The sequence below is a fragment of the Nocardioides sp. genome (assembly GCF_047607185.1).
Taxonomy (GTDB): domain Bacteria; phylum Actinomycetota; class Actinomycetes; order Propionibacteriales; family Nocardioidaceae; genus Nocardioides.
In genome coordinates, this window is sequence record NZ_JASGDQ010000004.1 from 1 (window position 1) to 21,697 (window position 21,697).

The following is a 21,697-nucleotide window of genomic DNA, read 5'->3' on the forward strand; positions in this document are numbered from 1 at the left end:
GTCTGAAACCGGCCGAGTCGGCAGAAGTGCGGGTCAGGCACCTGCACTTCTGCCGACTCGGGGCCTGTGGGGCCTGCACTTCTGCCGACTCGCGGCTAGTTGATCTGGCCGATGGGCTCGCGCTTCTCGGCCTGGAAGACGTCCTCCGTGCGGCCCCTGGCCCAGTAGGCGGAGATGGAGAGCGACTCCCGGGGGACCGCCCGCTCTCGTAGGACGCCACGTACCGCCTTGACCGACTCCCGCTCGCCGTGGGCGAACACCTGCGTGCCGGCCGGCCACTCTGACGCCGCGGCGGCGAGGGTATCGCCGGCCACCGCGCGGGCGGCCCACGGCCCGGCGACGCCCTCGTCGCCGTGGGTGACGAAGTCGATGCTCAGCCGCCCGGCGGCGAGGACTCGACACGGAGCACGTGCTGAGGCGGAGCGGGCCGATCCGGTCTTGACATGTGACATCTCCACGCCCGGAATGACGGCGGTCGCGGCCGGGTCGTCGGCACCCGGAGGTCGGCGCTCTGCTCGCTGCCACAATGGACGCGTGAGTGTCCTCAGGTTCGCGGCCGTCTCGGCGGGGGAGTACGACGCCGGCTGGCTGACCGAGGTCGAGCGAGCCCGGCACGACCGGCTCCGGCTGCCTGCCGATCGCGCTGCCTACCTCGCTGCCCACGTCCTGGTCCGCGCCGCTGCCGCCGAGCTGCTGGGCGCCGACCCGGCGGAGCTGGTGCTCGAGCAGCGCTGCCCCGACTGCGAGCGCACCGACCACGGCCGGCCGGCCATCGCCGGCACCGGTCTCCACGTCAGCCTGAGCCACACCCGCGGCTGGGTCGCGGCGGCCGCCGCCGAGCGACCGGTCGGCATCGACGTGGAGCGGATCAGGCCGGTGAGCCCCGGCGTCGTGGCGCGAATGCTGACCGAGTCCGAGCAGGAGTGGCTGTGGCGCCAGCCCGATGCCGACCGCGCCTTCACGCGGCTCTGGGTTCGCAAGGAGGCGCTCGTCAAGGCGGGCGCCGGCCGGCTCGCCGACGCCGGCCGGCTCGACGTACTCGCCGGGGGCGAGCCCGCGGTCCGCATCGCCGATCGAGAGCTCGTCGAGTGGACCGACGGCGACGCCGTCGGTTGCTGGGCGAACTGAGAACGTGTTGGGGAAGTCCTGACCACACAGCGGCTCGCTCGTTTCGGCGCCTGGCGCCCCCTGCGTGGGACGCCGCGCAGCTCACGGCCAGGTCTTCTCAAACACGATGGCGTGAGGTTGGCCTCGCCAACCCGGCCTGACTCCCGGTCATGAGATGACGATGCCCCGCCCTCCCGACGGGGAGAGCGGGGCAGCCGTCGTACCGGGCTACTTCTGGAGCTGCTTCTTGGCCTTCTTCAGCTTCTTCTTGAGCTTCGCGAGCCTCTTCTTCAGCTTCTTGACCTTGGCGGCCTGGTGAGCCTTCTTGGCCTTCTTGATCTGGGCCTTGACCTTCTTGATCTGGGCCTTGATCTTCTTGACCTTCTCGGCCTTCGGGTCGGTCACCGTCGAGGTCACCGGCGTGGTGGTGTCGCCGTCGGTGGTCGTGGTGGCCGACTTCAGGCTGAGCTTCCACACGTGGTTGCCCGAGTTCTTGTCGACGGCGAAGATGTTGCCCTTGCCGTCCTCGTGGACGTGGTTGGTCCGCGGGTAGGGCAGGTTGGCGACCTTGTTGCCGTCGGGGTCGACCACGGTGATCGTCGAGCCGCCGAAGTTGGCGACGTAGGCGAGCCGATTGACCGGGTCGAAGGCGACATTGAGCGCGCCCGCGCCGGTCGGGATCTCGGAGAGCGTCGCGCCGGTGTCGGCGTCGGCGATCACGAGTTCGTCGGTGTTCTGGCTGGCGATGAAGAGCCGGTTGGTCACCTTGTCGTAGGCGATGCCCGAGGCGCCCCGGCCGCTGGCGACGATGCCGTCGACGGTGATATAGGAGACCGTGTTGGTCGTGGTGTCGACCTTGGCGACCTGCTGGCTCGACAGGCTCGGCGAGAACAGCGTGTGGCTGTCGACGTCGAGCTCGAGGCTCATCGGCGAGTAGACGGTGCGCGCACCGGTCGCGATGTCGGTGATCTTCTCGTACTTCGTGCCGTCACCGTCCAGGTCGTCGGCCTCGAAGACGCTGATGTAGCCCTCGCCGGAGGTGCCCTCGCTGGCCGAGGTCACGTAGACCTGCTGCGTGCCGGGGTCGTAGAGGACGTCGCGGGAGTGGGAGACCGAGCCGACCGGCGCGGAGTAGATCGGGTCGAGCGTGGTGCCGTCGTAGACGCTGACTGTGTTCTGGCGGGTGTTGGTGACCCAGACGGTGTCGTGGTCGGCGTCCACGCCGACGCCGTACGGCGCGAGTCGGGCTCCGGTGGTCACGTCAGGCACCAGCGGGGCCCGCTCGGAGTCGAGGACGGCGAGGGTGGCCGGGTCGAGCTTGTAGAGGGTGCCGTCCCACACGCTGTCGGTCTGGTAGGCCGTGGTCGCGTAGAGCGCCTGGGTGGTGGCGTTGTACGCCGTCTGGTACAGGCCGTCGAGGATCGCGCCGTCGGCGGTGCTGATGACGTCGAACTTGTCCGTGCCGAAGGTCGCCGTGCTGGGCGAGACCTTGGCGCTGACGGTGTAGCTGGCGCCGTAGGGCTGGGTCTGCTTTGCCGTGAAGGTCTTGGTGCCCAGGTTGGCCGCGCCGTCCGGGACGTGGATGGTGCCGGTGGCCGCGCCGCTGGCGTCGGCGGTGATGGCGCCGGTCGAGACGGTCACGTCGTCGCCCTCGACCGCCGAGTTCGGGTCCATGGTCACCGAGCCGAAGACGGCGCCCGGCTGGGCATTGGTGATGGTGATGGTGGCGTCGGTGTCGAGCGCGGCACCGGTGATCGCCACTCGGGCGGGCACGGTGACCTGGGCGATGCCGGGGGCGTCGCTGCTGTCGGCCCGGTTGAAGATCAGCTGCCAGTCGCCGGCGGGGAGCGTGGTGCCGACCGCGGCCGTGATGGTCGAGTTGGTGATGGCACCGCTGGCGTCGGCGGTCAGCGTGCCGAGGACGGTGTTGGCGGCGTCGTTGGCCTTGGTGACGGTCACGGACTCGCCGGCCTCGAAGCCGGTGGCGTTGACCGTGACCACGGCGTTGGAGCCGCTGCGACCGCTCGACACCGAGCCGACGGCGGTGATGACGGGCGCCGTCGCCGCGTCGGCGGCGACCTCGAAGTCGTCGGAGTAGCACGACACGGCCGGCGGCTGGCCGAGCACGCGGAGGAAGTGGGGCCCCTCGGCGAACGGGTTGACCGTGGCGTCGTCGATGTCGTCGGGGATGGTGATCGAGCCCGAGACCGAGCCGTCGCCCTGCACCTGGAAGGCGCCGGCGGTGCCGTTGACGGAGGTCGCGGTGCCGGCGTAGCTGTTGCTGGACGACTCCGCGTCGAACTTCACGTAGACGGTCGGGAAGACGCCGGCGCTGCCGACGAAGTCGGTGCCGACGAAGGAGACCGTGGTGCCCTTCGCCAGGGTCGTGGCCGAGGTGATGTAGACGGTCTCGGTGCCGTTGGCGACGGTGCACCCGGGTCCCTCCACGCCACCCGGTCCGGCCTGGGCGGGGGCGACGGCGAGGGCGCTGAGTCCTAGGGCCGAGGCGATCACCGCGGCCGCGCCGCGGCCTAGGTGTCGCACGGTGATGCTGCTCATGTCTCTCCTGTTCGAGCCTGCGGGAGGCAAGCCTTATCTGACTAAGGTAAGGCGACACTAACTTAGATCGGACAAACTGTCGAATGCCCGGCCCGCACAGCGTTCACACCTCGGGGTCGCGGCTGGTGGTGAGCTCGGAGTGGATCGGGGTGTAGTAGGAGCCGATCCACTCCGCCTTCCAGGCCACGTCGTACTGCTGCTCGTTGCAGCCCGGTCGGTAGACCGAGGCGAGCTCGGCGACGATCTGCTCGCGGTGCTTGCGTGAGCCACCAGGGCCGCCGGGGACCTCGTAGTAGGCCACCGAGAGGTCGAGCTTGTTGCCGGCCCGCTTGATCCAGCAGGGCGCGGCGGGGTGCTTGAAGGGGAAGCCCGCCTCGGCGAGGTTCTCGGCCTCGCCGACGTAGATCACGGCCAGCCGGTCCGGCTTGGCCGGATCGGGCTTGTAGAAGACCGCGAAGACGCCGGCGGCCGGCGGCGGGTCCCAGCCGGCGAGCAGTCGCGGCCCCTCGAAGGGGTAGCCGCCCAGGGAGCCGAGCCGGATCATGGCTAGAAGACCACCGGCTCGTCGTCCTCGGCGATGTCCATCTCCTCGCTCATCACGTGGACGTCGGCGACGGGCCAGTCGGGCAGCCCAGCCCTCGCGGCGGCCTCGGTGAGGACGGCCGAGGCCAGCTCGGCGGCGCGGCGCGGACCGTCGGCCACCACCAGCACCTGGGCGCCGTACGACGTCGTGCCCATGCCCGAGGCGATGCCGCCGTGCTCCGCCACGGCATCGGCCAGCTCGACGATCTCCGCGAGCGTGATCTCGCGGTCGCCGTCGGCGCGCACCGAGACACTCCACCGGATCGGGCCGGCGTCGTCGGGATCGAGGTCCTCGTAGGCCATCTATCTCATCTCGCTCAGGGTGTGGGCGAACGCCTCCAGGGAGGCCAGGTCGCGAGCGGGCAGCACCGCGTCGAGGTAGGGCTCGGCGACCCGCATCGCCAGGCTGGCGTGGGCCGCGCCGGCCTGCGGGCTGAGCCAGACGATGCGATGGCACTGTCGCCGGAGCCGCTTCAGGGCCTGCTCCAACACCACCGGGCTGCCCCGGTCGAGGCCGTCGGAGCAGATCACCACGATGCCGCCGCGAGCCACGCCCCGGCGGCCGAAGTCACCCGCGAACGTCTCCAGCGACTCCCCGATCCGGGTGCCGCCGTCGAAGTCGAAGACCCGTTTGGCGGCACGGTCGATGGCGGTGTCGATGCCGCGGTGCCTCAGCTCGGGGGTGATCCTGGTGAGCCGGGTGCCGAAGCAGAAGACCTCCACCCGGGTCGTCGCCCGGCTGGTGATGTGGGCGAACTGCAGCAGGTTGCGGGAGTAGTCGGCCATCGAGCCCGACACGTCGAGGATCAGGGTGAGGGGACGCCGCTTCCGGTCCCGGCGTCGCCAGTACAGCCGGGCGGGCTCGCCGTGGGTCCGCATGGTCTCGCGGACGGTACGGCGCAGGTCGGGCAGCCGGCCGTCCCGTGCCCGTCGGGTGCGTCGGGTGGTGCGCCGGGGCGGGTTGATGCGGATGTGTCGCATGATCCGCCGCAGCGCCAGCAGCTCCTCCTCGGTGCACGCCGAGAACGCCTTGCTCTTCAGCGTCGCCGCGTCCGAGGCGACCAGGCCCAGCACCGCCGCGGACTCCTCCGACGCGCTGCCGCGGTCGGGCTCGGTCTCCGGCATCGCCAGCGTCGCCCAGGCGTCCTCCCGCTGCTGCGGAGACGGCGGCAGCGGCCCGGGTGGCGGCTCCTGGCCGAGGAAGAACTCGCAGAAGACGTCGTGGTACGTCGGCTCCTGGTCGTGACGGGTGACGAGAGTGGTGCGACCGGCCCAGTAGAGGTCCATCAGGTCGGCCGGGTCGAGCTCCGCGACGGCTGCCGAGAAGGTCTGCAGGTCGCCGGTGCCGACGCTCAGCCCCGCCTCGCGCAGCGCCCGGCCGAAGTCGGCGAAGGACCCGACCAGCTCGACCCCGGGGTCAGCCACCGACGACTCGATCCAGGTTGTCGGTGACGAGCTGGAGGTCGTCGTACTCCTTGACCACGCTGCCGAGGGTGTCGACCGCGGCCTGCTGAGTGAGGTCGGAGGCGCCGACCACCTCCAGGCTGCGGACCCAGTCGATGGTCTCCGCGACGCCGGGCGGCTTGGCCATCTCCAGGTCGCGCAGCCGGTTGACCGCCGCGACCACCTTGGCGGTGAGCGCCTCGGCGGCCTCCGGGACGCGCGCCAGCACGATCTCGACCTCGCGCTCGGGGGCGGGGTAGCCGACCCAGTGGTAGAGGCAGCGGCGCTTGAGGGCGTCGTGGAGCTCGCGGGTGCGGTTGGAGGTGAGGATGACCAGCGGCGGCCGCTCCGCCTTGATGGTGCCGAGCTCGGGGATGGTGATCTGGAAGTCGGAGAGCAGTTCGAGCAGGAACGCCTCGAACTCGTCGTCGGCGCGGTCGACCTCGTCGATCAGCAGCACCGCCCGGTCGCCGGCACGCACCGCCGCCAGCAGCGGCCGCTCCAGCAGGAACCGGGGCCCGAACAGCTGGTCCACGGCGCCGTCGTCGGTCAGGCTCGCCTCCGACAGTGCCCGGATCTGCAGCATCTGCTTGGCGTAGTCCCACTCGTAGAGCGCCTGGAAGGTGTCGATGCCCTCGTAGCACTGCAGCCGGATCAGCTGCCGGCCGAGAACGGTGGCGAGGGTCTTGGCGACCTCGGTCTTGCCGACGCCGACCTCGCCCTCCAGCAGGATCGGCCGGCCGAGTCGCAGGCCGAGGAGGAGCGAGGTCGCCAGCCCGCGGTCGGCGAGGTAGCCGCCCTCTCGGAGCGTCGCGGTCAGCTCCGCGACGCCTCCCGCGGCCATCAGGACTTGCCGAAGACCAGGTCGGCCAGCGAGCCGCTGCCGAGCTTGCCCTCCCGGGCCAGCTTCTCGCGCCAGGCCGTGCCCAGGTCGCTGCCCGGCTCGGCCATCCCGTCGAAGGTCACGTGCTTCATGTTGCGGCAGGTCTTCTGCGGTCCGCAGTCCTCGGCGACTGCCCGCTCGGTCTCGAGCTCCTCGGTGCTCCACACGGATCGGAGCACGCTCATCGTCTTGTTCGCACCGTCGGTCATGGCCAGACCTCCTTCACGGGCCAGACTACGCCGGCCGGCGGTTCGGGACCTGGTGTCGTTAAGCGATCGCTTGGGCGTGCGCGGCGATCGCCTCCGCGACGATCGAGACCGCGACCTCGCCGGGCGTGGCGGCGCCGATGTCGAGACCGGCCGGGCCGTGGATCCGGTCGATGCCGGCGTACCCCTCGCTCTCGAGCCAGGTCGCCCGCTCCTGCTGCATCCGGCGCGAGCCGAGCGCGCCGACGTAGCCGGCATCGCCCTCCAGTGCGGCGCCGAGCACGGCGCAGGCCTCCTCGACGTCGTGGCTCATCACCACCACGCTGTCGCGCGGGGTCAGGGTCTGCGCCAGCAGGGTGAGCTGGCTGGGCTGGCCGCTGCGGGTGACCTTCCAGCCGACCGCCGTCGCGACCTGCTCGACGGCGTCGATGATCGGGCCGCGGCCGAGCATGACCAGCCGGGGGAGCGGGCTGAGCACGGTGAGCACCTCGCCGTCGCGCTGGAGCCGGGCCGACCGGCCGGTGGCGAGCAGGTCGTGCGCCTCGGGTTCCTCGGTGACCTCGACGGTGACCACCTCGTCGCCGTCGAGGACGGTGCGCAGGCAGACCGGGTCGCGGTCCACCAGCCGCTGCCACAGCTCGATCGGGAGCCGGTCGGCCGGCACCACCAGACAGGTCACCGCGCCGCCGCGGCCGAGGCCGGCGGCGGTGGCCGCCAGGTCGTCGACGACCAGGTTGACCCGCCGGCCGGAGCCGGCCGTGACGGCCGTGTCGGCCAGCGGGCCGTCGAGCACACCACCGAGCAGGCTGCCGAACCGGCCGCCACCCGGAGTCAGTCCGACCGCCTCGGTCAGGTCCACGTCGGCGCCGAGGTCAGCCTCGACCAGCCAGGCCACGTCCACCCGAGTGCCCGCCCGTAGGCAGGAGACCACCGAGAGCGCGATGTCGAACACGCTGACGAGCGTAGAGCCCGGGCCGTCGGTGCGCGGAGTTACGGTGCAACGCATGTTTCGACTCACCTGATTCTCGGCGTGTGGGTCACCCGAGGGCAGGCGCACTCCGGCAAGATCAAGGCATGACCGCAACGCTCTTCGACGGCACGACCGCTTCGCAGGCGTCGGCGCTCACGGCCGCGTTCTATCCGCGCATCCGCTATATGGGGAGCAAGTACGCGCTCGTGCCGCATCTGGCCGAGGTGTTCGCCGAGGTCGGTGGCAGGACTGCTCTCGACGCTTTCAGCGGCTCCGGCGTCGTCTCCTACCTCCTGAAGCGACAGGGCTTCGAGGTGACGGCCAACGACATGTTGCAGTTCCCTGGGGTGCTCGCCTCGGCCACCGTGGTCAACAACTCCGAGCGCCTGACCGCAGAGGACGTCGAGCGGATCACCGGCCCGGCTGCGGATGATCGAGACTTCGTTGCCTCAACCTTCGACGGCGTGTTCTACGACGCCGAGGACCGGGCCTTCCTCGACTCGGCGTGGAGTCACGTCGCGACGATGGAGGGTGACAGGAAGGCACTCGCGATCAGTGCTCTCGTGCTCTCGGCGGCGCGGAAACAGCCCCGCGGCGTCTTCACGATCACCGGCGACCTGTCGCGCTACGACGACGGACGCCGCGACCTTCGACTCTCCATGCGCGAGCACTTCATCGAGCATGTTGAGACGTACAACGACGCGGTGTTCGAGGGACCGACAGCCCGGGTGACGATGCAGGAGGCGTCGGCCATGGACTCGGGGCCGTACGACCTCGTGTACCTCGACCCGCCGTACGCCCCGCCGAGCGACGACAACTGTTACATCAAACGGTTCCATTTCCTCGAAGGGCTCTCGCGCTACTGGCAGGGCGACACGCTCATGCTCAACACCAACTCGAAGAAGTTGCCCAAGCCGCACACCGGCTACAGCCACCGTCACACGATCGTCGAGGCGTTCCGCGACACCTTCAAGCGGTTCTCTGACTCCGGGGCGATCGTCCTGTCGTATGGCTCGAACGCGCTGCCCGATATGGAAACGATCGTCTCGTTGCTGCGCGAGGTGAAGAGCGACGTGGAGGTGCGAAAGATTCCGCACACGTACCACTACGGCACCCACAAGGCGGTTACCCGCCGCTCGGTGGACGAGTATCTCTTCGTGGCTCGCTGATGCCCGCCGCGATTCCGACGTACGACCAGTACGCCGCCACTCTCTCGCGCATCACGGCGCACGTCGATCCGACCGCGGGAACCCCGGAGTCACTTGCGATCAAGAGTGCTGCCGACTCGCTCGCGGCGTTGCCGACTATCGACCTCGCGACGTTGACGGAGTGGATCGGACAACACCCCAACGACGTGCCGGTGCTGGGCCTTGTCGTGGGACTCTCGCAGGAGAAGGTCAAGAACGCCCTGAAGCAGCACCTCGGCACCTCGGGATGGGTGACGCTTGCCCGAACCGACCCCGGCGCTATCGCGGCCATGCTCGACCATGAGTTTGCTCTGGTCACGAGCCTCGAACTGCAGCGGCACCGCGAATACGCCTTCGGCGACCTGCTCGTGGCCCGAGCCGGGACGCGCGTCAACGCGACCTCGGCGGCGACCGCTGGGAGGCTCGTGGAGGACCGTATCGAGCAGATCGCGGCGGACCTCGGTCTCCCGCTAGGACTGCGGACCCGCTTCGAAGGACGTAACGGGCAGACGGCCCCGTGTGACCTCGCCGTGCCCACTGGTGGAGCGGCTGCGCAGATCGTCGTCGCGGCGAAGGCGTTCGACTCGACGGGCTCGAAGTTGACCGACGCCCTGCGCGAGATTCGCGACATGGCCAACGTTCGGAAGCCGACCCAGTTCGTCATGGCTGTGGTGGACGGGATCGGGTGGCTCAACCGTGCTAGCGATCTCCGCCAGATTCACGCGCTATGGGAAGCCGGGGAGATCGACGGGCTCTACACCCTCAACACACTCGACCAGTTCAAGACCGACTTGGAGCAGGCCGCACGGCTGCGCCACCTCGTCGCGCCATGACAACCGAAGGACTCCTGACATGACACCCTGGGCTTCTCGGCCCTGGAGGTGCCAGAAGGCGGCCATGCGGAGTGCGCGCAACTGCGCTGTTCGCCCTGCCGGCCTCGCGACGCCGGCCGCCTACCGGGCCTGACCGGTCAACCTTCGCTGGGGAAGGCGATCCCGGTCGTCGCGTGGCAGCGGTAGCCGTTGGGCACCCGGTCGAGGTACTGCTGGTGGTAGGGCTCGGCCGGGTAGTAGGTCGGTGCGGGGGCGATCTCGGTGGTGATCGGGTCGAGGTCGCGGCGGGCCAGCTCCTCGCCGTACACCTTCCTCAGCTCTTCGGCGACGGCCGCCTGCTCCGGGGTGGTGTAGTAGATCGCGGAGCGGTACTGCGTGCCCACGTCGTTGCCCTGCCGCATCCCCTGGGTCGGGTCGTGGACCTCGAAGAAGGTCTTGACCAGGTCGGCGTAGGAGACCACGGCGGGGTCGAAGACGATCCGGACCGCCTCGGTGTGGTTGGTGAGGCCGCTGCACACCTCCTCGTACGACGGCCACGGAGTCTCGCCACCCTGGTAGCCGACCGAGGTGGTGTAGACGCCCGGCTGGCGCCAGTAGACCTCCTCGGCGCCCCAGAAGCAGCCGAGACCGAAGTAGGCGACCTCGAAGCCTGCCGGCGCGGTGCCGTCGGCCGGATCGGCGAGCAGCGGTGTGCCGAGCACCCGGTGCCTCGCGGGCAGCTCGTAGGGGGCGGAGTCGCGGCCGGGCAGGGTGCGCTCCGGCGGGAAGAGACTGGTGGGACGACCGAACATGGGTGGACCTCCTGGATCACCAGTCTGCAACAACGCCGGTGAGGGGTTCGTTCCCGCCGCCAAATAGGATCGGGCCGTGACCCAGCACCGCGACAAGAGTGGCTTCGAGACCCGCGCGATCCATGCCGGCTACGAGCCGGACCCGACGACCGGCGCGGTCAACCCGCCGATCTTCGCCACCTCGACGTACAAGCAGGACGGCGTCGGCGGGCTGCGCGGCGGCTATGAGTACAGCCGTAGCGGCAACCCCACTCGGACCGCGCTGGAGGGTGCGCTGGCGGCGGTCGAGGAGGGCGAGCGCGGCTTCGCGTTCGCCTCCGGACTGGCCGCCGAGGACACCGTCCTGCGAGCGCTGACCAAGCCGGGCGACCACGTCGTCATCCCCGACGACGCCTACGGCGGCACCTTCCGGCTGGTCGACAAGGTGGCCAAGCCGTGGGGCCTGGACCACACCCCGGCGCCCGTCGACGACGTGGCCGCGGTGGCCGAGGCGATCCAGCCGGGACGGACCAGGCTGGTCTGGGTCGAGACCCCGACCAACCCGCTGCTGACCATCGCCGACGTTTCTGCCGTCGCCTCGCTGTGTCATGCCTCCGGGGCGCTGCTCGTCGTCGACAACACCTTCGCCTCGCCTTACCTCCAGCAGCCGCTCGCCCTCGGCGCCGACATCGTGGTCCACTCCACGACGAAGTACGTCGGCGGGCACTCCGACGTGGTCGGTGGAGCTGTCGTCGTGCGCGACCTCGAGCTGGCCGAGGCGATCGGCTTCCACCAGAACGCCATGGGCGGTGTGGCCGGCCCGTTCGACGCCTTCCTGACCCATCGCGGCCTGAAGACCCTCGCGGTGCGGATGGAGCGGCACTGCGACAACGCCGAGCGGATCGTCGAGTTCCTGAGCGGCGACCCGCGGGTCGCCGAGGTGATCTACCCCGGCCTCGCCGCGCACCCGGGCCACCAGGTCGCGACTCGGCAGATGAGGCGGTACGGCGGCATGGTGTCGTTTCGCGTCGCCGGCGGCGAGTCGCAGGCGCTGGCGGTGTGCGACCGGGCCCAGGTCTTCACCCTCGGTGAGTCGCTGGGCGGCGTCGAGTCGCTCATCGAGCACCCCGGCCGGATGACCCACGCCAGCGTCGCCGGCACCGACCTGGAGGTCCCCGCCGACCTGGTTCGGCTCAGCGTCGGCATCGAGACCGCCGAGGACCTGGTGGCCGACCTGGACCGCGCGCTCGGCTGATTCGGGGCGATCCGGGACTTCTCGGGGGGCGATATGGGACCTCTCGGGGGGCGATCCGGGACTCCTCGGGGGGCGATCCGGGACCTCTCGGCGGGGGACGTCGCCTAGCCTGGGAGCGTGAGTGACGAGGAGGCGCTGACACCGCCCGAGCCCGAGGAGGAGTCCGAGGAGGTCGACCCCGACGCCGCGGAGCTGCGCCGGGTCCGGCGGCGGCGCGGCGGCGAGGACGACGAGCGGTTCGCGGCCCGGCTCTTCCACCAGTGGAGTCAGCTGCGCGAGGAGCGCCAGGCCCAGCTCGCCGCTCCACAGATCATCGTCACGCCCACCACCGGGAAGCCGGAGGTGCCCTGGGGCGTCGAGCTCGCCGCCCAGTGGGCCTGGCGCTTCCTGGTCATCGTCGCGGCCGGCTACGTGCTGGCCCGGACGATCGGCTTCCTCGGCGTGGTCGTCGTACCCCTCGTCATCGCGCTGCTCGTCGCAGCGCTCGCGGTGCCGCTGGTCAGCCTGCTGCAGCGTATCGGTCTGCCCCGCGGCGCCGCCTCGCTGCTGGTCGTGCTCGGCGGGCTCGCGTTCGTGGTGGGCCTGCTGACCTTCGCCGGCCAGCAGGTGGCCGCGGGCGCCCAGGATCTCGCCGACCAGACCGTGCGGGGCCTGGGAGAGATCAAGGACTGGCTCAAGGACGGCCCGCTGCACGCCAGCGACAGCCAGATCAACGACGTCATCGCCACCGCCCAGCAGTCCATCGCCGACTGGGGCAAGAACACCGACGTGGTCGGCCGAGTCTCCGAGGTCAGCTCCACCCTGACCCACGTCTTCGCCGGCATCTTCATCGCGCTGTTCGCGACCTACTTCTTCATGGCCGACGGCGAGCGGATCTGGGCCTGGGCGGTCCGGCTCGCCCCTCGCGCCGCCCGGTCTCGCGTCGACAGCTCCGGGCGGGTCGCCTGGGTCTCGCTGACCCAGTTCGTGCGCGCGACGGTGATCGTGGCCGCCGTCGACGCGATCGGCATCATGATCGTCGCGCTCGTGCTGCGGGTGCCGTTCGTCGCCGCCATCGGGGTGCTGGTCTTCCTCGGCGCCTTCGTGCCGCTGATCGGCGCCACCGTGGCCGGCAGCGTCGCGGTGCTGGTCGCGCTCGTCGACCAGGGCCCGGTCACCGCGCTGCTGATGCTGGCCGGAGTGATCCTGGTCCAGCAACTGGAGGCGCACGGCCTGCAGCCGTTCCTGCTTGGCAGATGGGTCTCGGTCCATCCGCTCGCGGTCATCGTCGCCATCGCCGTGGGCGTGCTGGTCGCCGGCGTTGCCGGCGCCCTGGTGGCGGTGCCGGTCTCGGCGGCGCTCAACGCGGTGGTCCAGCATCTGGCCGCGGAGGGGAGTCCGGCGGCGGACCAGGCGGGCCTGGAGTCGCCGATCGGGCTGGGAGACGACCCCGACGAGGAGTCCTGGTGACCTGCGCCGTGACCACGCCATTGCTACACTGAGAGTTCTGACAGTCCGCTGGGCCGTCGAAAGAAAGGACTGGCCCGCCGACATCGCTAGCCGTGTTTTCTTCCGGCGCCCAGCATTCGCGCATATGCACAGGAGCATCACGACCATGACGCAGCAGACCGAAGCCACCGCCGCCATCTGGCTGGCGAAGTCCGCCTTCGACCAGCTGACCGCTCAGCTGGAGGACATGAAGGGTCCCCAGCGACAGGCGATCGTGGCCGAGATCAGTGCCGCCCGCGACGAGGGCGACCTCAAGGAGAACGGCGGCTACCACGCGGCGCGTGAGGCCCAGGGCCGTCTCGAGGGCGAGATCCAGGCTCTGGAGGCGCTGCTGCGCAAGGCCGACACCACCGAGCCGGCCGACGACGGCGTCGTCGCTCCCGGCAAGGTCATCACCTACAAGTACGACGGCGACGACGATGACGAGGCGGAGGCCTTCCTGCTCGCCTCCATCGAGATGAAGCCGTTCTACGACGGCGACGTCTTCAGCCCCGCCGCCCCGATCGGCCAGGCGCTGCTCGGCCACAAGGCCGGCGAGACCGTCGAGTTCACCGGCCCGACCGGCCGGGCCATCACGGTCCAGGTCCTCAGCGCCGCACTGTTCAACGCCTGACGGCCAGAGCGCCTCAACGTCTGACGGACTGAGCGTCGTCCGGCGCGTGCGGCAGCAAGGCGCGGGCGCGAAGGCGACCTTGGGAGCGGAGCGGTCGTCGAGCGCCCGCAACGCAGCTGACGCTCCGCCGGACGACGCTCAGAGCTCAGCGGGCGTCGTTCTGGCCGTCAGTGGTACACCCGACCGACTCGATCGAGGTGGCCAGCCGCTCGGTGCGGATGGTGACCTCGTTGGCGCCGTCGACGGGTGTGAAGGGGGCGTCGCCGACGCTGGAGTGATCCTCCGCGAAGGCCCGAAGCAGACAGCTGGGATGCTCGACGCGGTCGGAGAGGTCGACCATCAGGGTCGCCGTCGCGGTGTGCTCGTCGACCACCTTCCAGGAGGTGAGCTTCGAGGTCACCTCCGGTGTCGAGCGCTCCCAGATCGCCCAGACCAGCCAGCTGGCGAGCGCCACGATCAGCACCCCGGCGATGACGATGAAGACCTTCGGCCAGGGCGACGGTGCGGCGGCGTACCTCTCGTCCATGCCCCCAACCATCCCACCTAGGATTTGCTCATGCCCCAGCACCCCGACAGCAAGTGGGCTGGCCTGCGCCTGATGCACGTCCACGCCCACCCCGACGACGAGTCGAGCAAGGGCGCGGCGAGCACAGCGATGTACGTCGACCACGGCGTCGACGTCCACGTCGTGACCTGCACCGGCGGTGAGCGGGGCTCGATCCTCAACCCGAAGATGGACCGGCCCGGGATCCTGGAGAACATTCACGAGATCCGTCGCCAGGAGATGGAGCGGGCCCGCGACATCCTCGGCGTCAGCCAGGACTGGCTGGGCTTCGTCGACTCCGGCTGGCCGGAGAGCGACCCCCGGCCGCCGCTGCCGGAGGGCTGCTTCGGGCTGGTGCCGGTCGCGGAGGCGGCCATCCCGCTGGTCCGGCTGGTGCGCTCCTTCCGGCCACACGTGATGACGACGTACGACGAGCGGGGCGGCTATCCCCACCCGGACCACGTCATGTGTCACCAGGTCTCGGTCTACGCCTACGAGAAGGCCGCCGACCCCGACTGGCACCCCGAGCTGGGGGAGCCCTGGCAGACCCTCAAGCTCTACTACCACCACGGCTTCAACTACCCCAAGACCCTGGCGCTGCACGAGGCGATGCTGGCCCACGGCCTGGAGTCGCCCTACGCCGAGCGGCTGGAGCACTGGAAGCCGGAGCCGGAGTGGGACGCCCGGATCACCACCAAGGTGCCCTGCTCGGACTACTTCGGCGTCCGCGACCAGGCGCTGCTCGCCCACGCCACCCAGATCGACCCCGACAGCTCGTGGTTCGCGATCCCGCGCGAGCTGCAGGCGGAGGTGTGGCCGACCGAGGACTTCGAACTGGTCACCAGCCACGTCGAGACCACCGTGCCGGAGGACGACCTGTTCGCCGGCGTCGTACCCTAGGAGAACCATGCTGCCGTTCATCGTGACCCTTGCTGATCCGACGCCGAAGGACAACGACGTCGTTGCCGGCTGGACCGCGTTCGGCATCTTCCTGGCGCTGGTCGCGGCTGTCGCGTTCCTGGGCTGGAGCCTGGTGCGCCAGCTCCGCAAGGCGCAGCGAGCCAAGGAGGCGGGCATCCTGCCCTCCAAGTTCGACCCCCGCTAGACCGTCCTCGTAGGTCCCAGGTGTTCGTGTCGCGGTGACCGCGCCGGTTCGCGTCCCGCTGCGCCCGTATGGGAGACTGACGGCCCGAGGAGGGGAGTATTCCTTCGCGGCGGTGTCGTCACCACGGCCGAGCCCTGACGGGCGAGGCCCGGCGCCGTCGGTCCGCGATCGCGGGCGGAAGAGACCTCCGGAGTCCTGTCACACGCTCCGGAGGAGAAATCCATGGATTCAGTCGCCTCGCCCACCGTCTGGGCCGTCACCGTCGTGCTGCTGCTCGGCGTGCTGGCCGTCGACCTGCTCGTCATCGCCCGCCGCCCGCACGAGCCGACCATCCGCGAGGTGAGCCGCCACCTGGCCGTCTTCGTCGGCCTGGCGGTGCTGTTCGGCATCGGGCTGGCGATCTTCGCCTCGCCGCACGAGCTGTCGCCGAACCCGTCGGCGGAGTTCTTCGCCGGCTGGCTGACCGAGTACTCGCTCTCGGTCGACAACCTCTTCATCTTCATCATCATCATGGCCAACTTCCGGGTGCCCCGGGAGTTCCAGCAGACCGCCCTGATGATCGGCATCGTGCTCGCGCTGGTGATGCGCGCCATCTTCATCTTCGTCGGCGCCGCCGCGATCAACGAGTTCAGCTGGGTCTTCTACCTGTTCGGCCTGTTCCTGGTCTACACCGCGATCAAGCTCGCCAAGGAGGGCGCCGAGGACGAGGACGAGTACGAGGAGAACAAGCTCGTGCAGTGGGCGGAGAGGCGGCTGCCGGCGACCTCGGAGTGGCGCGGCACCTCGCTGCTGGCCCGCATCGACGGCAGCCGACTGCTGACCCCGATGTTCTTCGTGGTGCTCACCCTGGGCACCACCGACCTGCTCTTCGCGCTCGACTCCATCCCGGCGATCTACGGCCTGACCAAGGACCCCTATATCGTCTTCACCGCCAACCTGTTCGCGCTGATGGGCCTGCGCCAGCTCTACTTCCTCATCGGCGGCCTGCTGGAGCGGCTCATCTACCTCTCCTACGGCCTGGCGTTCCTGCTCGGCTTCATCGGCGTGAAGCTGATCCTCCACGCGTTGCACGAGAACGAGCTGCCGTTCCTCAACGGCGGCCACCACGTCGAGTGGGCGCCGGACATCCCGATCTGGCTCTCCCTGGTCGTCATCATCGGCACGCTGACCGTCACCACGGTCGTCAGTCTGCTGGCCTCGCGCAGGATGAGCATCGCCGAGCGGGACGCCGCCACCGGCCCGCGCCGCGACTGGGAGAACGACTGACGGCCACCAACTGGTGGCGTTCGGCGGTACGACGACCCGGCTCGGCGTCGTACGCCACCAGTTTCCGGGCCTCGTGCGTCCGGCCGAGTTCTCCACAGGTCGAACGGCGCCGTGGTTCACCGCCCACGAGGGCGGGAAGCCTCCTGTCATGGCAGCGAACGGTTCACCGCGGCGCCGGTTGCGCCGATGGCGATTCCGGCGGCAAACGCCACCAGTTGTGACCGGCGGCTACCGGACCAGCGGCCGTGGCCAGGTCGCCACGCCCTGGTCGAGGGCGAGCTCGCCGTCGGCCGCCGCCGCGGCGTCGGTGTCGTGGGTCGCCATCACGACGATCGCGCCCCGGTCGGCCTCGGCCCGCAGCGCGGCGACGACCCGCTCCCGGTTGCCGGCGTCGAGGTCGCTGGTCGCCTCGTCGGCGAGCAGCACGCTGGCTCGCAGCGCGAAGGCGCGGGCCAGCGCGACCCGCTGCTGCTGGCCGCCGGAGAGCTCGTCGACGCGGTGGCCGCCGGACTCCTCCAGCCCGACCAGGCCGAGCGCGACGGCGGTTCGCTCCCGTGCCTCGCGGGCGGGCACCCGGGCGGCGAAGAGGGGCGCCAGCACGTTCTCCTCGGCGGTCAGCGTGCTGACCAGCGCGTTGCCCTGCGGGATCAGGGCGACCCCCGACCGGGCGGCGACGTCCCGGCCGGTCAGCGGCGTGTCTCCGAGCGACACCGAGCCGGAGATCGGCAGCGCGCCGGCCAGCGCCCACAGCAGCGACGACTTGCCGGCGCCCGAGGGGCCGGTGACGGCCAGCAGTACGCCGGGCGGGACTGTCAACGAGAGCGGCTGGACGGCCGCCAGGTCGTCGTAGGACACCGACAGGTCGCTGGTCACCAGGTCACTACTCATGGCCGGTCTCCTCGGGTGCAGCCTCCAGCCGATAGGAGCCGTCCTCGTTGCGATGCAGCCGCACCAGGGTCCCCGGCGGCAGGTCGTCGCGGACGTGGGGCGGCAGTGACAGGCTGCCGTCGGGCGTGACCACGGCGTACTCCTCGCCGCTGCGGCCCTCGCCACCGATCCGGCCGTCGCGGATGGTGACGGTGCGGGGGAGCAGCGCCGAGACGTGCGGGTCGTGGGTCACCAGCACGATGGTCATGCCGAGACTCCGGTTGAGGTCGGCGAGCGTCGCCAGCACGGTGTCGCGTGCCTCGTGGTCGAGCTGGCTGGTCGGCTCGTCGGCGAGCAGCACCCCGGGGCGGCCACCGATCGTCACCGCGATGGCCGCGAGCTGCCGCTGACCGGGGGTGAGGGTGTCCAGCCCCTGGTGCGCGGCGTCGCCGAGACCGACCTCGGCGAGCACCTCGTAGGGCTCCGGCAGCTCGGCCCCGGCGCGTCGGGCGGAGCGCTGGGCGAAGACGACGTTCTCCATCGGGCTGACATAGGGCAGCAGGTTGCGGCCGGCGCCCTGCAGCATCAGCGAGACGCTGGTGGCCCGCATCAGGTCGAGCTCCCGCTCGCTCGCGCTGGCCAGCTCGGTGTCGCCGACCCGGATCTTGCCGGCGCTGGGCCGGAAGACGCCGGCCAGCAGCGAGAGCAGCGTCGACTTGCCGGCGCCCGACGGGCCGAGCAGGCCGACGAACTCGCCGGCGGCCACCTCCAGGTCGACCCCGGACAGGGCCGCGACGTCGTGGCCCTCGCTGCGGTAGATGTGCACCAGGCCGCGGGTGGAGACCCGCAGGCCCCTCATGCCGTCGCCTCTCGCTCCGCTCACGACCGCCCTCCTCGCTGCGCTCCGGGGCGGCGTGATGCCTGTGGTTCGCTCGCAAGCTCGCTCACGACACCTCCTTGAGGTTGGTCAGCCGGGCCCGGCGGGCGGCGCTCGCGCCCACCATCGCCACGGTGGCCACCAGGACGATCGCCGCGACCACCGCCGTCACCAGCAGCGTGCGCCATGGCGTGTCGAGGTCGAGGGTGTCGACCAGCGGCGAGGTGGCGAAGAGGGGTACGTCGGGCATGGACAGCGATGCCCCGAGCGCGCCGCACGCGGTGCCCGCGATGGCGGCGACCACGACCGCCGGCAGCGAGGCGAGCACGGTGATCCACCGCGCCTGTCGCCGGGGTACGCCGGCCAGCCAGAGTGCCGCCAGGTCGCGGGTGCGCTGCCGCCAGGTGGTCGCGGCCATCACCAGCAGCGCGAGCAGCGCCACCAGCAGCGCCACCAGTCCGACCACGGCGGCCAGGTCGAGGCTCCAGGCGGCGGTCGACTCGTCGTATCTGCGTCGTACCTCTGTCAGCGACGTGGTGGTCTGGACCTGCACGCCCTGCTCGGCGAGCGCCCTGTCGAGCCGGTCCAGGAGCGCCGGATCGTCGCGCTCCAGCCAGACCGAGAGCGTCACGGTGGCACCGACCCGGCTGCCGCGCTCCAGCGTGCTCAGCGCGACCACCGCCGTGCGCGGCGGCGAGGCGGGCACCCGGTCGAGCCGGCCCGCCAGCGAGGCGATCCGGGTGATCCCGTCCAGGCCCGTCACCGGCAGCTGCTCGTCGCTGGCACCGGGCGGCAGACTGCCGGTGACCAGGGCCGGAAGGTCGACGGCGAGCCACACCTGTGGCAGCGAGTAGTCCTTGGTGCCCGAGACGTCGACGGTCAGCGCCAGCGAGGTGCCGTCGTCGGAGGCGACGGCGACCGAGCCCTCGTCGGGCTTGAGCGCGCCCCACTGGTCGGCCGGGCCGAGCGCGACCGGAGCGCCGTCGACGGTCATGTCCGAGAGCCGGATGGTGCCGGCCTGCTGGGCGCCCGGGAGGGTGTCGAAGTGGATGCCGACCAGGAAGCAGCCCGCCTCGCAGCTCAACGTGCCGGAGCCGTGCCGGGTGCCGCCGATCCCGGGTACGTCGCCGATCCTGGTGGTGAGCAGCTCGCCGTTGCGGATCACGTCGACGCCGAGATGCATGTCCACCAGCTTGCTGCTGGAGGCGCCGATCGCCTTGAAGCCCTGGTTGGTGATGTCGACCCGGAGATCGGTGCCGGTGATCTCCAGCGGCTGGGCGTCCGAGGGCACCAGCTGCTGCCACAGCCCGGGATCACCGGCGTCACCCAGCGCGAGCCGGGGGAACACCTCGGGATCGACCGCCAGGGTCTGCATTGCGTCCTGGCCCACCGGCCGCGACCGGGCCACCACCGTCATCTCGCGGCCGCTCGGGTCGGCCGCCGCGACGGCGGCCTCGACGCCACGCAGGTTGACCCCGGCGACCTCGGCGACCAGCGGCGCGCCGGCCTGCTGGGCCGCCGCCAGGGCACGGTTGCGGTCACCGACCGCGAAGGCGTCGGCCGCGAAGGTCACCAGGGCGGCGGTTACGGTCACGATGACGACCGTGCTGCGGGTGGCCTGGCTCCGGGCGGCGTCCAACAGGCTCAGCCCGCCGACCAGCCGCCCCCGTCGTACCAGCGCACGACCGACGACGGCAGCGGTCGGCATCGACAGGTGAGCCAGCACCAGCCCGACCGCCAGCGCCAGCAGCGCCGGCCCGGCCAGCGCGGCGGGCCCGGAGAGGCCGCCGGAGACGAAGGTGAGGACCACCCCGCCGGCGGCAGCCACCACCAGGGCGTCGGCGATGCCGATCCGCCAGCCGCGACGCTGGGTGGCCGAGCGGCGCAGCAGCGCGTCGATGGGCTCGCGGGCCGAGAGCTGGGCGGCGACGAACACCGCCACCGCCAGTGCCGCGACCGCCGCACCGATAGCGAGGACCAGCGTGCCGCTGACCTCGAACGGCGCCGAGCCGGGCAGCATCAGGTGCCGCACCCACCACCCGGCCGCCAGCGCGAGGAGCACGCCGGGCACCGCGCCGCCCAGCACCACCGGAAGCAGCTCGCCCAGCAGCCGTGCCCGGGCTCCACGCCGGCCCCGGCCCCGCAGCCGCGCCAGCGCGATCTCCGGTCGCCGCTGCTCGGTCGCCGACCGCAGCACCAGCCACAGCACGACCAGCGCGAGGAAGGCCAGCTGCACCATCAGCAGCGGCACCGTCACCTTGGACTGCTCGTGCTGCTCGACGAGGTCGTCGCTGATCGCCGGCAGCCCGGAGATCACGTTGACCGCCTGGTCGCTGGCCTCCCTTCGGAAGCCGGCCACGGCGGTGCCGAGTGCGATGGTCCGGTCGACGCCCATCCGCTCCTGGCCCAGATGGAGGCCGACCCAGCTGACCTCCTCCGACAGCAGCAGGCCCGCTTGAGTGAACGTCCCCGGGTCGGTCAGCCAGGAGTCGTGCAGCAGCTGGCCGGGCTCGCCGCCCAGGCCCGCGCTGCCGGTCAGTGCCGTGCCGAACCACCACGGGTCGGTGGTGGTGCGGTAGACCCCGACGACCGTGAGCGTCGCGGTCGCGAACTCCTCTGAGTCGTCCCAGCTGGGCTCGCCGTGCAGCTCCAACTGGTCGCCCGGCTCCAGGCCGAGCGCGGTGACGTCCGCCTCGCTGACCATGATCTCGCCGGACCGCGTCGGACAGCTGCCCTCGGCGACCTCGATGTGGTCGCACTGGCCGGTGCGTCCCAGCAGGATGCCGATCAGCACGGCGTTCCCGAACGGCTCGGTGGCGGCCCGTGCCGAGTAGCCGGTGATCGGTGCGGCCATCGCGTCGCGGACGGTCGCCGGAATCGTGTCGACCATCTCGTCAGGCGACATCGGCGGGTGCTGGTCGGGGCTCTTGGTGACCAGCGCGGCATTGGTCAGCTGGACGCCGCGCTGCAGCGGCGTCGCCGAGGCGAGCCGTACGTCGGAGAGCGACTGCTGCATCGCCCGGTCGTAGAGCGGCGCGAACGCGGCGCAGGCGGTGATCAGCGCGGCCAGCGCGGCCATCACGGCGGCCTGCCCCTTCCGGTGCCTGATCGCCGCCCACACGAGACCTCACCCTGCCACAGG

Annotated in this window: 22 protein-coding genes; 9 read left to right on the plus strand and 13 right to left on the minus strand. The window is 71.0% G+C overall.

What is annotated here, in order from left to right; genetic code table 11:
• Positions 1 to 95 precede the first annotated feature (95 nt).
• Positions 96 to 452, minus strand: a complete 357-nt coding sequence (locus QM595_RS00310; protein WP_415169517.1) for an SIP domain-containing protein — start codon at positions 450 to 452, stop codon at positions 96 to 98.
• 82 nt (positions 453 to 534) lie between these two features.
• Here QM595_RS00310 and QM595_RS00315 point away from each other — a divergent pair, with 82 nt between their 5' ends.
• Positions 535 to 1,128 carry a 4'-phosphopantetheinyl transferase family protein gene (locus QM595_RS00315; RefSeq protein WP_415169518.1) on the plus strand — a complete coding sequence of 198 codons (594 nt, stop codon included), beginning with the start codon at positions 535 to 537 and terminating at the stop codon, positions 1,126 to 1,128.
• 207 nt (positions 1,129 to 1,335) lie between these two features.
• Here QM595_RS00315 and QM595_RS00320 read toward each other — a convergent pair whose 3' ends face one another.
• From QM595_RS00320 to QM595_RS00350, 7 genes are all read right to left on the minus strand, one after another.
• A complete protein-coding gene (locus tag QM595_RS00320; RefSeq protein ID WP_415169519.1) occupies positions 1,336 to 3,666 on the minus strand; it encodes a hypothetical protein in 2,331 nt (776 codons plus the stop codon).
• A gap of 103 nt (positions 3,667 to 3,769) precedes the next feature.
• Positions 3,770 to 4,210: a hypothetical protein gene (locus tag QM595_RS00325; RefSeq protein WP_415169520.1), complete on the minus strand. Its 441-nt coding sequence runs from the start codon at positions 4,208 to 4,210 to the stop codon at positions 3,770 to 3,772.
• A 2-nt stretch (positions 4,211 to 4,212) separates the two neighbouring features.
• A complete protein-coding gene (locus tag QM595_RS00330) occupies positions 4,213 to 4,551 on the minus strand; it encodes a hypothetical protein (RefSeq protein ID WP_415169521.1) in 339 nt (112 codons plus the stop codon).
• The gene (locus QM595_RS00335) at positions 4,552 to 5,673 is read right to left on the minus strand and encodes a vWA domain-containing protein (protein ID WP_415169522.1); all 1,122 of its coding nucleotides are present in this window, start codon (positions 5,671 to 5,673) and stop codon (positions 4,552 to 4,554) included.
• A complete protein-coding gene (locus QM595_RS00340) occupies positions 5,666 to 6,535 on the minus strand; it encodes an AAA family ATPase (RefSeq protein WP_415169523.1) in 870 nt (289 codons plus the stop codon). Before QM595_RS00340 ends, QM595_RS00335 begins: the two co-directional genes overlap by 8 nt.
• Positions 6,535 to 6,783, minus strand: coding sequence for a hypothetical protein (locus tag QM595_RS00345; protein WP_415169524.1), 249 nt, complete (start codon positions 6,781 to 6,783; stop codon positions 6,535 to 6,537). Before QM595_RS00345 ends, QM595_RS00340 begins: the two co-directional genes overlap by 1 nt.
• 58 nt (positions 6,784 to 6,841) lie before the next feature.
• Positions 6,842 to 7,732 carry an XdhC family protein gene (locus QM595_RS00350; protein WP_415169525.1) on the minus strand — a complete coding sequence of 297 codons (891 nt, stop codon included), beginning with the start codon at positions 7,730 to 7,732 and terminating at the stop codon, positions 6,842 to 6,844.
• A 122-nt stretch (positions 7,733 to 7,854) separates the two neighbouring features.
• Between QM595_RS00350 and QM595_RS00355 the strand changes: the two genes are divergently transcribed.
• Positions 7,855 to 8,919, plus strand: coding sequence for a DNA adenine methylase (locus tag QM595_RS00355; RefSeq protein WP_415169526.1), 1,065 nt, complete (start codon positions 7,855 to 7,857; stop codon positions 8,917 to 8,919).
• Positions 8,919 to 9,770: a hypothetical protein gene (locus QM595_RS00360; RefSeq protein ID WP_415169527.1), complete on the plus strand. Its 852-nt coding sequence runs from the start codon at positions 8,919 to 8,921 to the stop codon at positions 9,768 to 9,770. The genes QM595_RS00355 and QM595_RS00360 overlap by 1 nt, the downstream gene beginning before the upstream one ends.
• 137 nt (positions 9,771 to 9,907) lie before the next feature.
• On the opposite strand, the gene msrA is transcribed toward QM595_RS00360, so the two are convergent.
• Complete coding sequence (gene msrA / locus QM595_RS00365; protein ID WP_415169528.1) at positions 9,908 to 10,561, minus strand: peptide-methionine (S)-S-oxide reductase MsrA; 654 nt, start codon at positions 10,559 to 10,561, stop codon at positions 9,908 to 9,910.
• Positions 10,562 to 10,637: 76 nt separating this feature from the next.
• Between msrA and QM595_RS00370 the strand changes: the two genes are divergently transcribed.
• The 3 genes from QM595_RS00370 to QM595_RS00380 all read left to right on the plus strand — a co-directional run bounded on the left by QM595_RS00370 (position 10,638) and on the right by QM595_RS00380 (position 13,896).
• Positions 10,638 to 11,795: a cystathionine gamma-synthase gene (locus tag QM595_RS00370; RefSeq protein WP_415169529.1), complete on the plus strand. Its 1,158-nt coding sequence runs from the start codon at positions 10,638 to 10,640 to the stop codon at positions 11,793 to 11,795.
• 117 nt (positions 11,796 to 11,912) lie between these two features.
• A complete protein-coding gene (locus tag QM595_RS00375) occupies positions 11,913 to 13,244 on the plus strand; it encodes an AI-2E family transporter (protein ID WP_415169530.1) in 1,332 nt (443 codons plus the stop codon).
• Positions 13,245 to 13,389: 145 nt separating this feature from the next.
• Positions 13,390 to 13,896 (plus strand): GreA/GreB family elongation factor, encoded by a 507-nt coding sequence (locus tag QM595_RS00380; protein ID WP_415169531.1) that lies wholly within the window; start codon positions 13,390 to 13,392, stop codon positions 13,894 to 13,896.
• 145 nt (positions 13,897 to 14,041) lie between these two features.
• Here QM595_RS00380 and QM595_RS00385 read toward each other — a convergent pair whose 3' ends face one another.
• The gene (locus QM595_RS00385) at positions 14,042 to 14,422 is read right to left on the minus strand and encodes a DUF4307 domain-containing protein (protein ID WP_415169532.1); all 381 of its coding nucleotides are present in this window, start codon (positions 14,420 to 14,422) and stop codon (positions 14,042 to 14,044) included.
• A 30-nt stretch (positions 14,423 to 14,452) separates the two neighbouring features.
• Here QM595_RS00385 and mca point away from each other — a divergent pair, with 30 nt between their 5' ends.
• The 3 genes from mca to QM595_RS00400 all read left to right on the plus strand — a co-directional run bounded on the left by mca (position 14,453) and on the right by QM595_RS00400 (position 16,811).
• Complete coding sequence (gene mca, locus QM595_RS00390; RefSeq protein WP_415169533.1) at positions 14,453 to 15,340, plus strand: mycothiol conjugate amidase Mca; 888 nt, start codon at positions 14,453 to 14,455, stop codon at positions 15,338 to 15,340.
• A gap of 7 nt (positions 15,341 to 15,347) precedes the next feature.
• Positions 15,348 to 15,545, plus strand: a complete 198-nt coding sequence (locus tag QM595_RS00395) for a heme exporter protein CcmD (protein ID WP_415169534.1) — start codon at positions 15,348 to 15,350, stop codon at positions 15,543 to 15,545.
• Positions 15,546 to 15,767: 222 nt separating this feature from the next.
• Positions 15,768 to 16,811 (plus strand): TerC family protein, encoded by a 1,044-nt coding sequence (locus QM595_RS00400; RefSeq protein WP_415169535.1) that lies wholly within the window; start codon positions 15,768 to 15,770, stop codon positions 16,809 to 16,811.
• A 228-nt stretch (positions 16,812 to 17,039) separates the two neighbouring features.
• On the opposite strand, the gene QM595_RS00405 is transcribed toward QM595_RS00400, so the two are convergent.
• From QM595_RS00405 to QM595_RS00415, 3 genes are all read right to left on the minus strand, one after another.
• On the minus strand, positions 17,040 to 17,699 hold the full coding sequence (locus QM595_RS00405; protein ID WP_415169536.1) for an ATP-binding cassette domain-containing protein: 660 nt from the start codon (positions 17,697 to 17,699) through the stop codon (positions 17,040 to 17,042).
• Positions 17,692 to 18,561 carry an ABC transporter ATP-binding protein gene (locus QM595_RS00410; protein WP_415169537.1) on the minus strand — a complete coding sequence of 290 codons (870 nt, stop codon included), beginning with the start codon at positions 18,559 to 18,561 and terminating at the stop codon, positions 17,692 to 17,694. The genes QM595_RS00405 and QM595_RS00410 overlap by 8 nt, the downstream gene beginning before the upstream one ends.
• 61 nt (positions 18,562 to 18,622) lie before the next feature.
• Positions 18,623 to 21,676, minus strand: coding sequence for an FtsX-like permease family protein (locus QM595_RS00415; protein WP_415169538.1), 3,054 nt, complete (start codon positions 21,674 to 21,676; stop codon positions 18,623 to 18,625).
• Positions 21,677 to 21,697: the final 21 nt, after the last annotated feature.

Bases quoted from the DNA above. Each gene is read 5' to 3' on its own strand.
- QM595_RS00320 (WP_415169519.1), bottom strand. From the start codon at position 3,666: ATGAGCAGCATCACCGTGCGACACCTAGGCCGCGGCGCGGCCGCGGTG.
- mca (WP_415169533.1), top strand. From the start codon at position 14,453: ATGCCCCAGCACCCCGACAGCAAGTGGGCTGGCCTGCGCCTGATGCAC.
- QM595_RS00395 (WP_415169534.1), top strand. From the start codon at position 15,348: ATGCTGCCGTTCATCGTGACCCTTGCTGATCCGACGCCGAAGGACAAC.
- QM595_RS00330 (WP_415169521.1), bottom strand. From the start codon at position 4,551: ATGGCCTACGAGGACCTCGATCCCGACGACGCCGGCCCGATCCGGTGG.
- QM595_RS00360 (WP_415169527.1), top strand. From the start codon at position 8,919: ATGCCCGCCGCGATTCCGACGTACGACCAGTACGCCGCCACTCTCTCG.
- QM595_RS00405 (WP_415169536.1), bottom strand. From the start codon at position 17,699: ATGAGTAGTGACCTGGTGACCAGCGACCTGTCGGTGTCCTACGACGAC.
- QM595_RS00380 (WP_415169531.1), top strand. From the start codon at position 13,390: ATGACGCAGCAGACCGAAGCCACCGCCGCCATCTGGCTGGCGAAGTCC.
- QM595_RS00345 (WP_415169524.1), bottom strand. From the start codon at position 6,783: ATGACCGACGGTGCGAACAAGACGATGAGCGTGCTCCGATCCGTGTGG.
- QM595_RS00325 (WP_415169520.1), bottom strand. From the start codon at position 4,210: ATGATCCGGCTCGGCTCCCTGGGCGGCTACCCCTTCGAGGGGCCGCGA.
- QM595_RS00355 (WP_415169526.1), top strand. From the start codon at position 7,855: ATGACCGCAACGCTCTTCGACGGCACGACCGCTTCGCAGGCGTCGGCG.
- QM595_RS00400 (WP_415169535.1), top strand. From the start codon at position 15,768: ATGGATTCAGTCGCCTCGCCCACCGTCTGGGCCGTCACCGTCGTGCTG.
- QM595_RS00310 (WP_415169517.1), bottom strand. From the start codon at position 452: ATGTCACATGTCAAGACCGGATCGGCCCGCTCCGCCTCAGCACGTGCT.
- QM595_RS00385 (WP_415169532.1), bottom strand. From the start codon at position 14,422: ATGGACGAGAGGTACGCCGCCGCACCGTCGCCCTGGCCGAAGGTCTTC.
- QM595_RS00340 (WP_415169523.1), bottom strand. From the start codon at position 6,535: ATGGCCGCGGGAGGCGTCGCGGAGCTGACCGCGACGCTCCGAGAGGGC.
- msrA (WP_415169528.1), bottom strand. From the start codon at position 10,561: ATGTTCGGTCGTCCCACCAGTCTCTTCCCGCCGGAGCGCACCCTGCCC.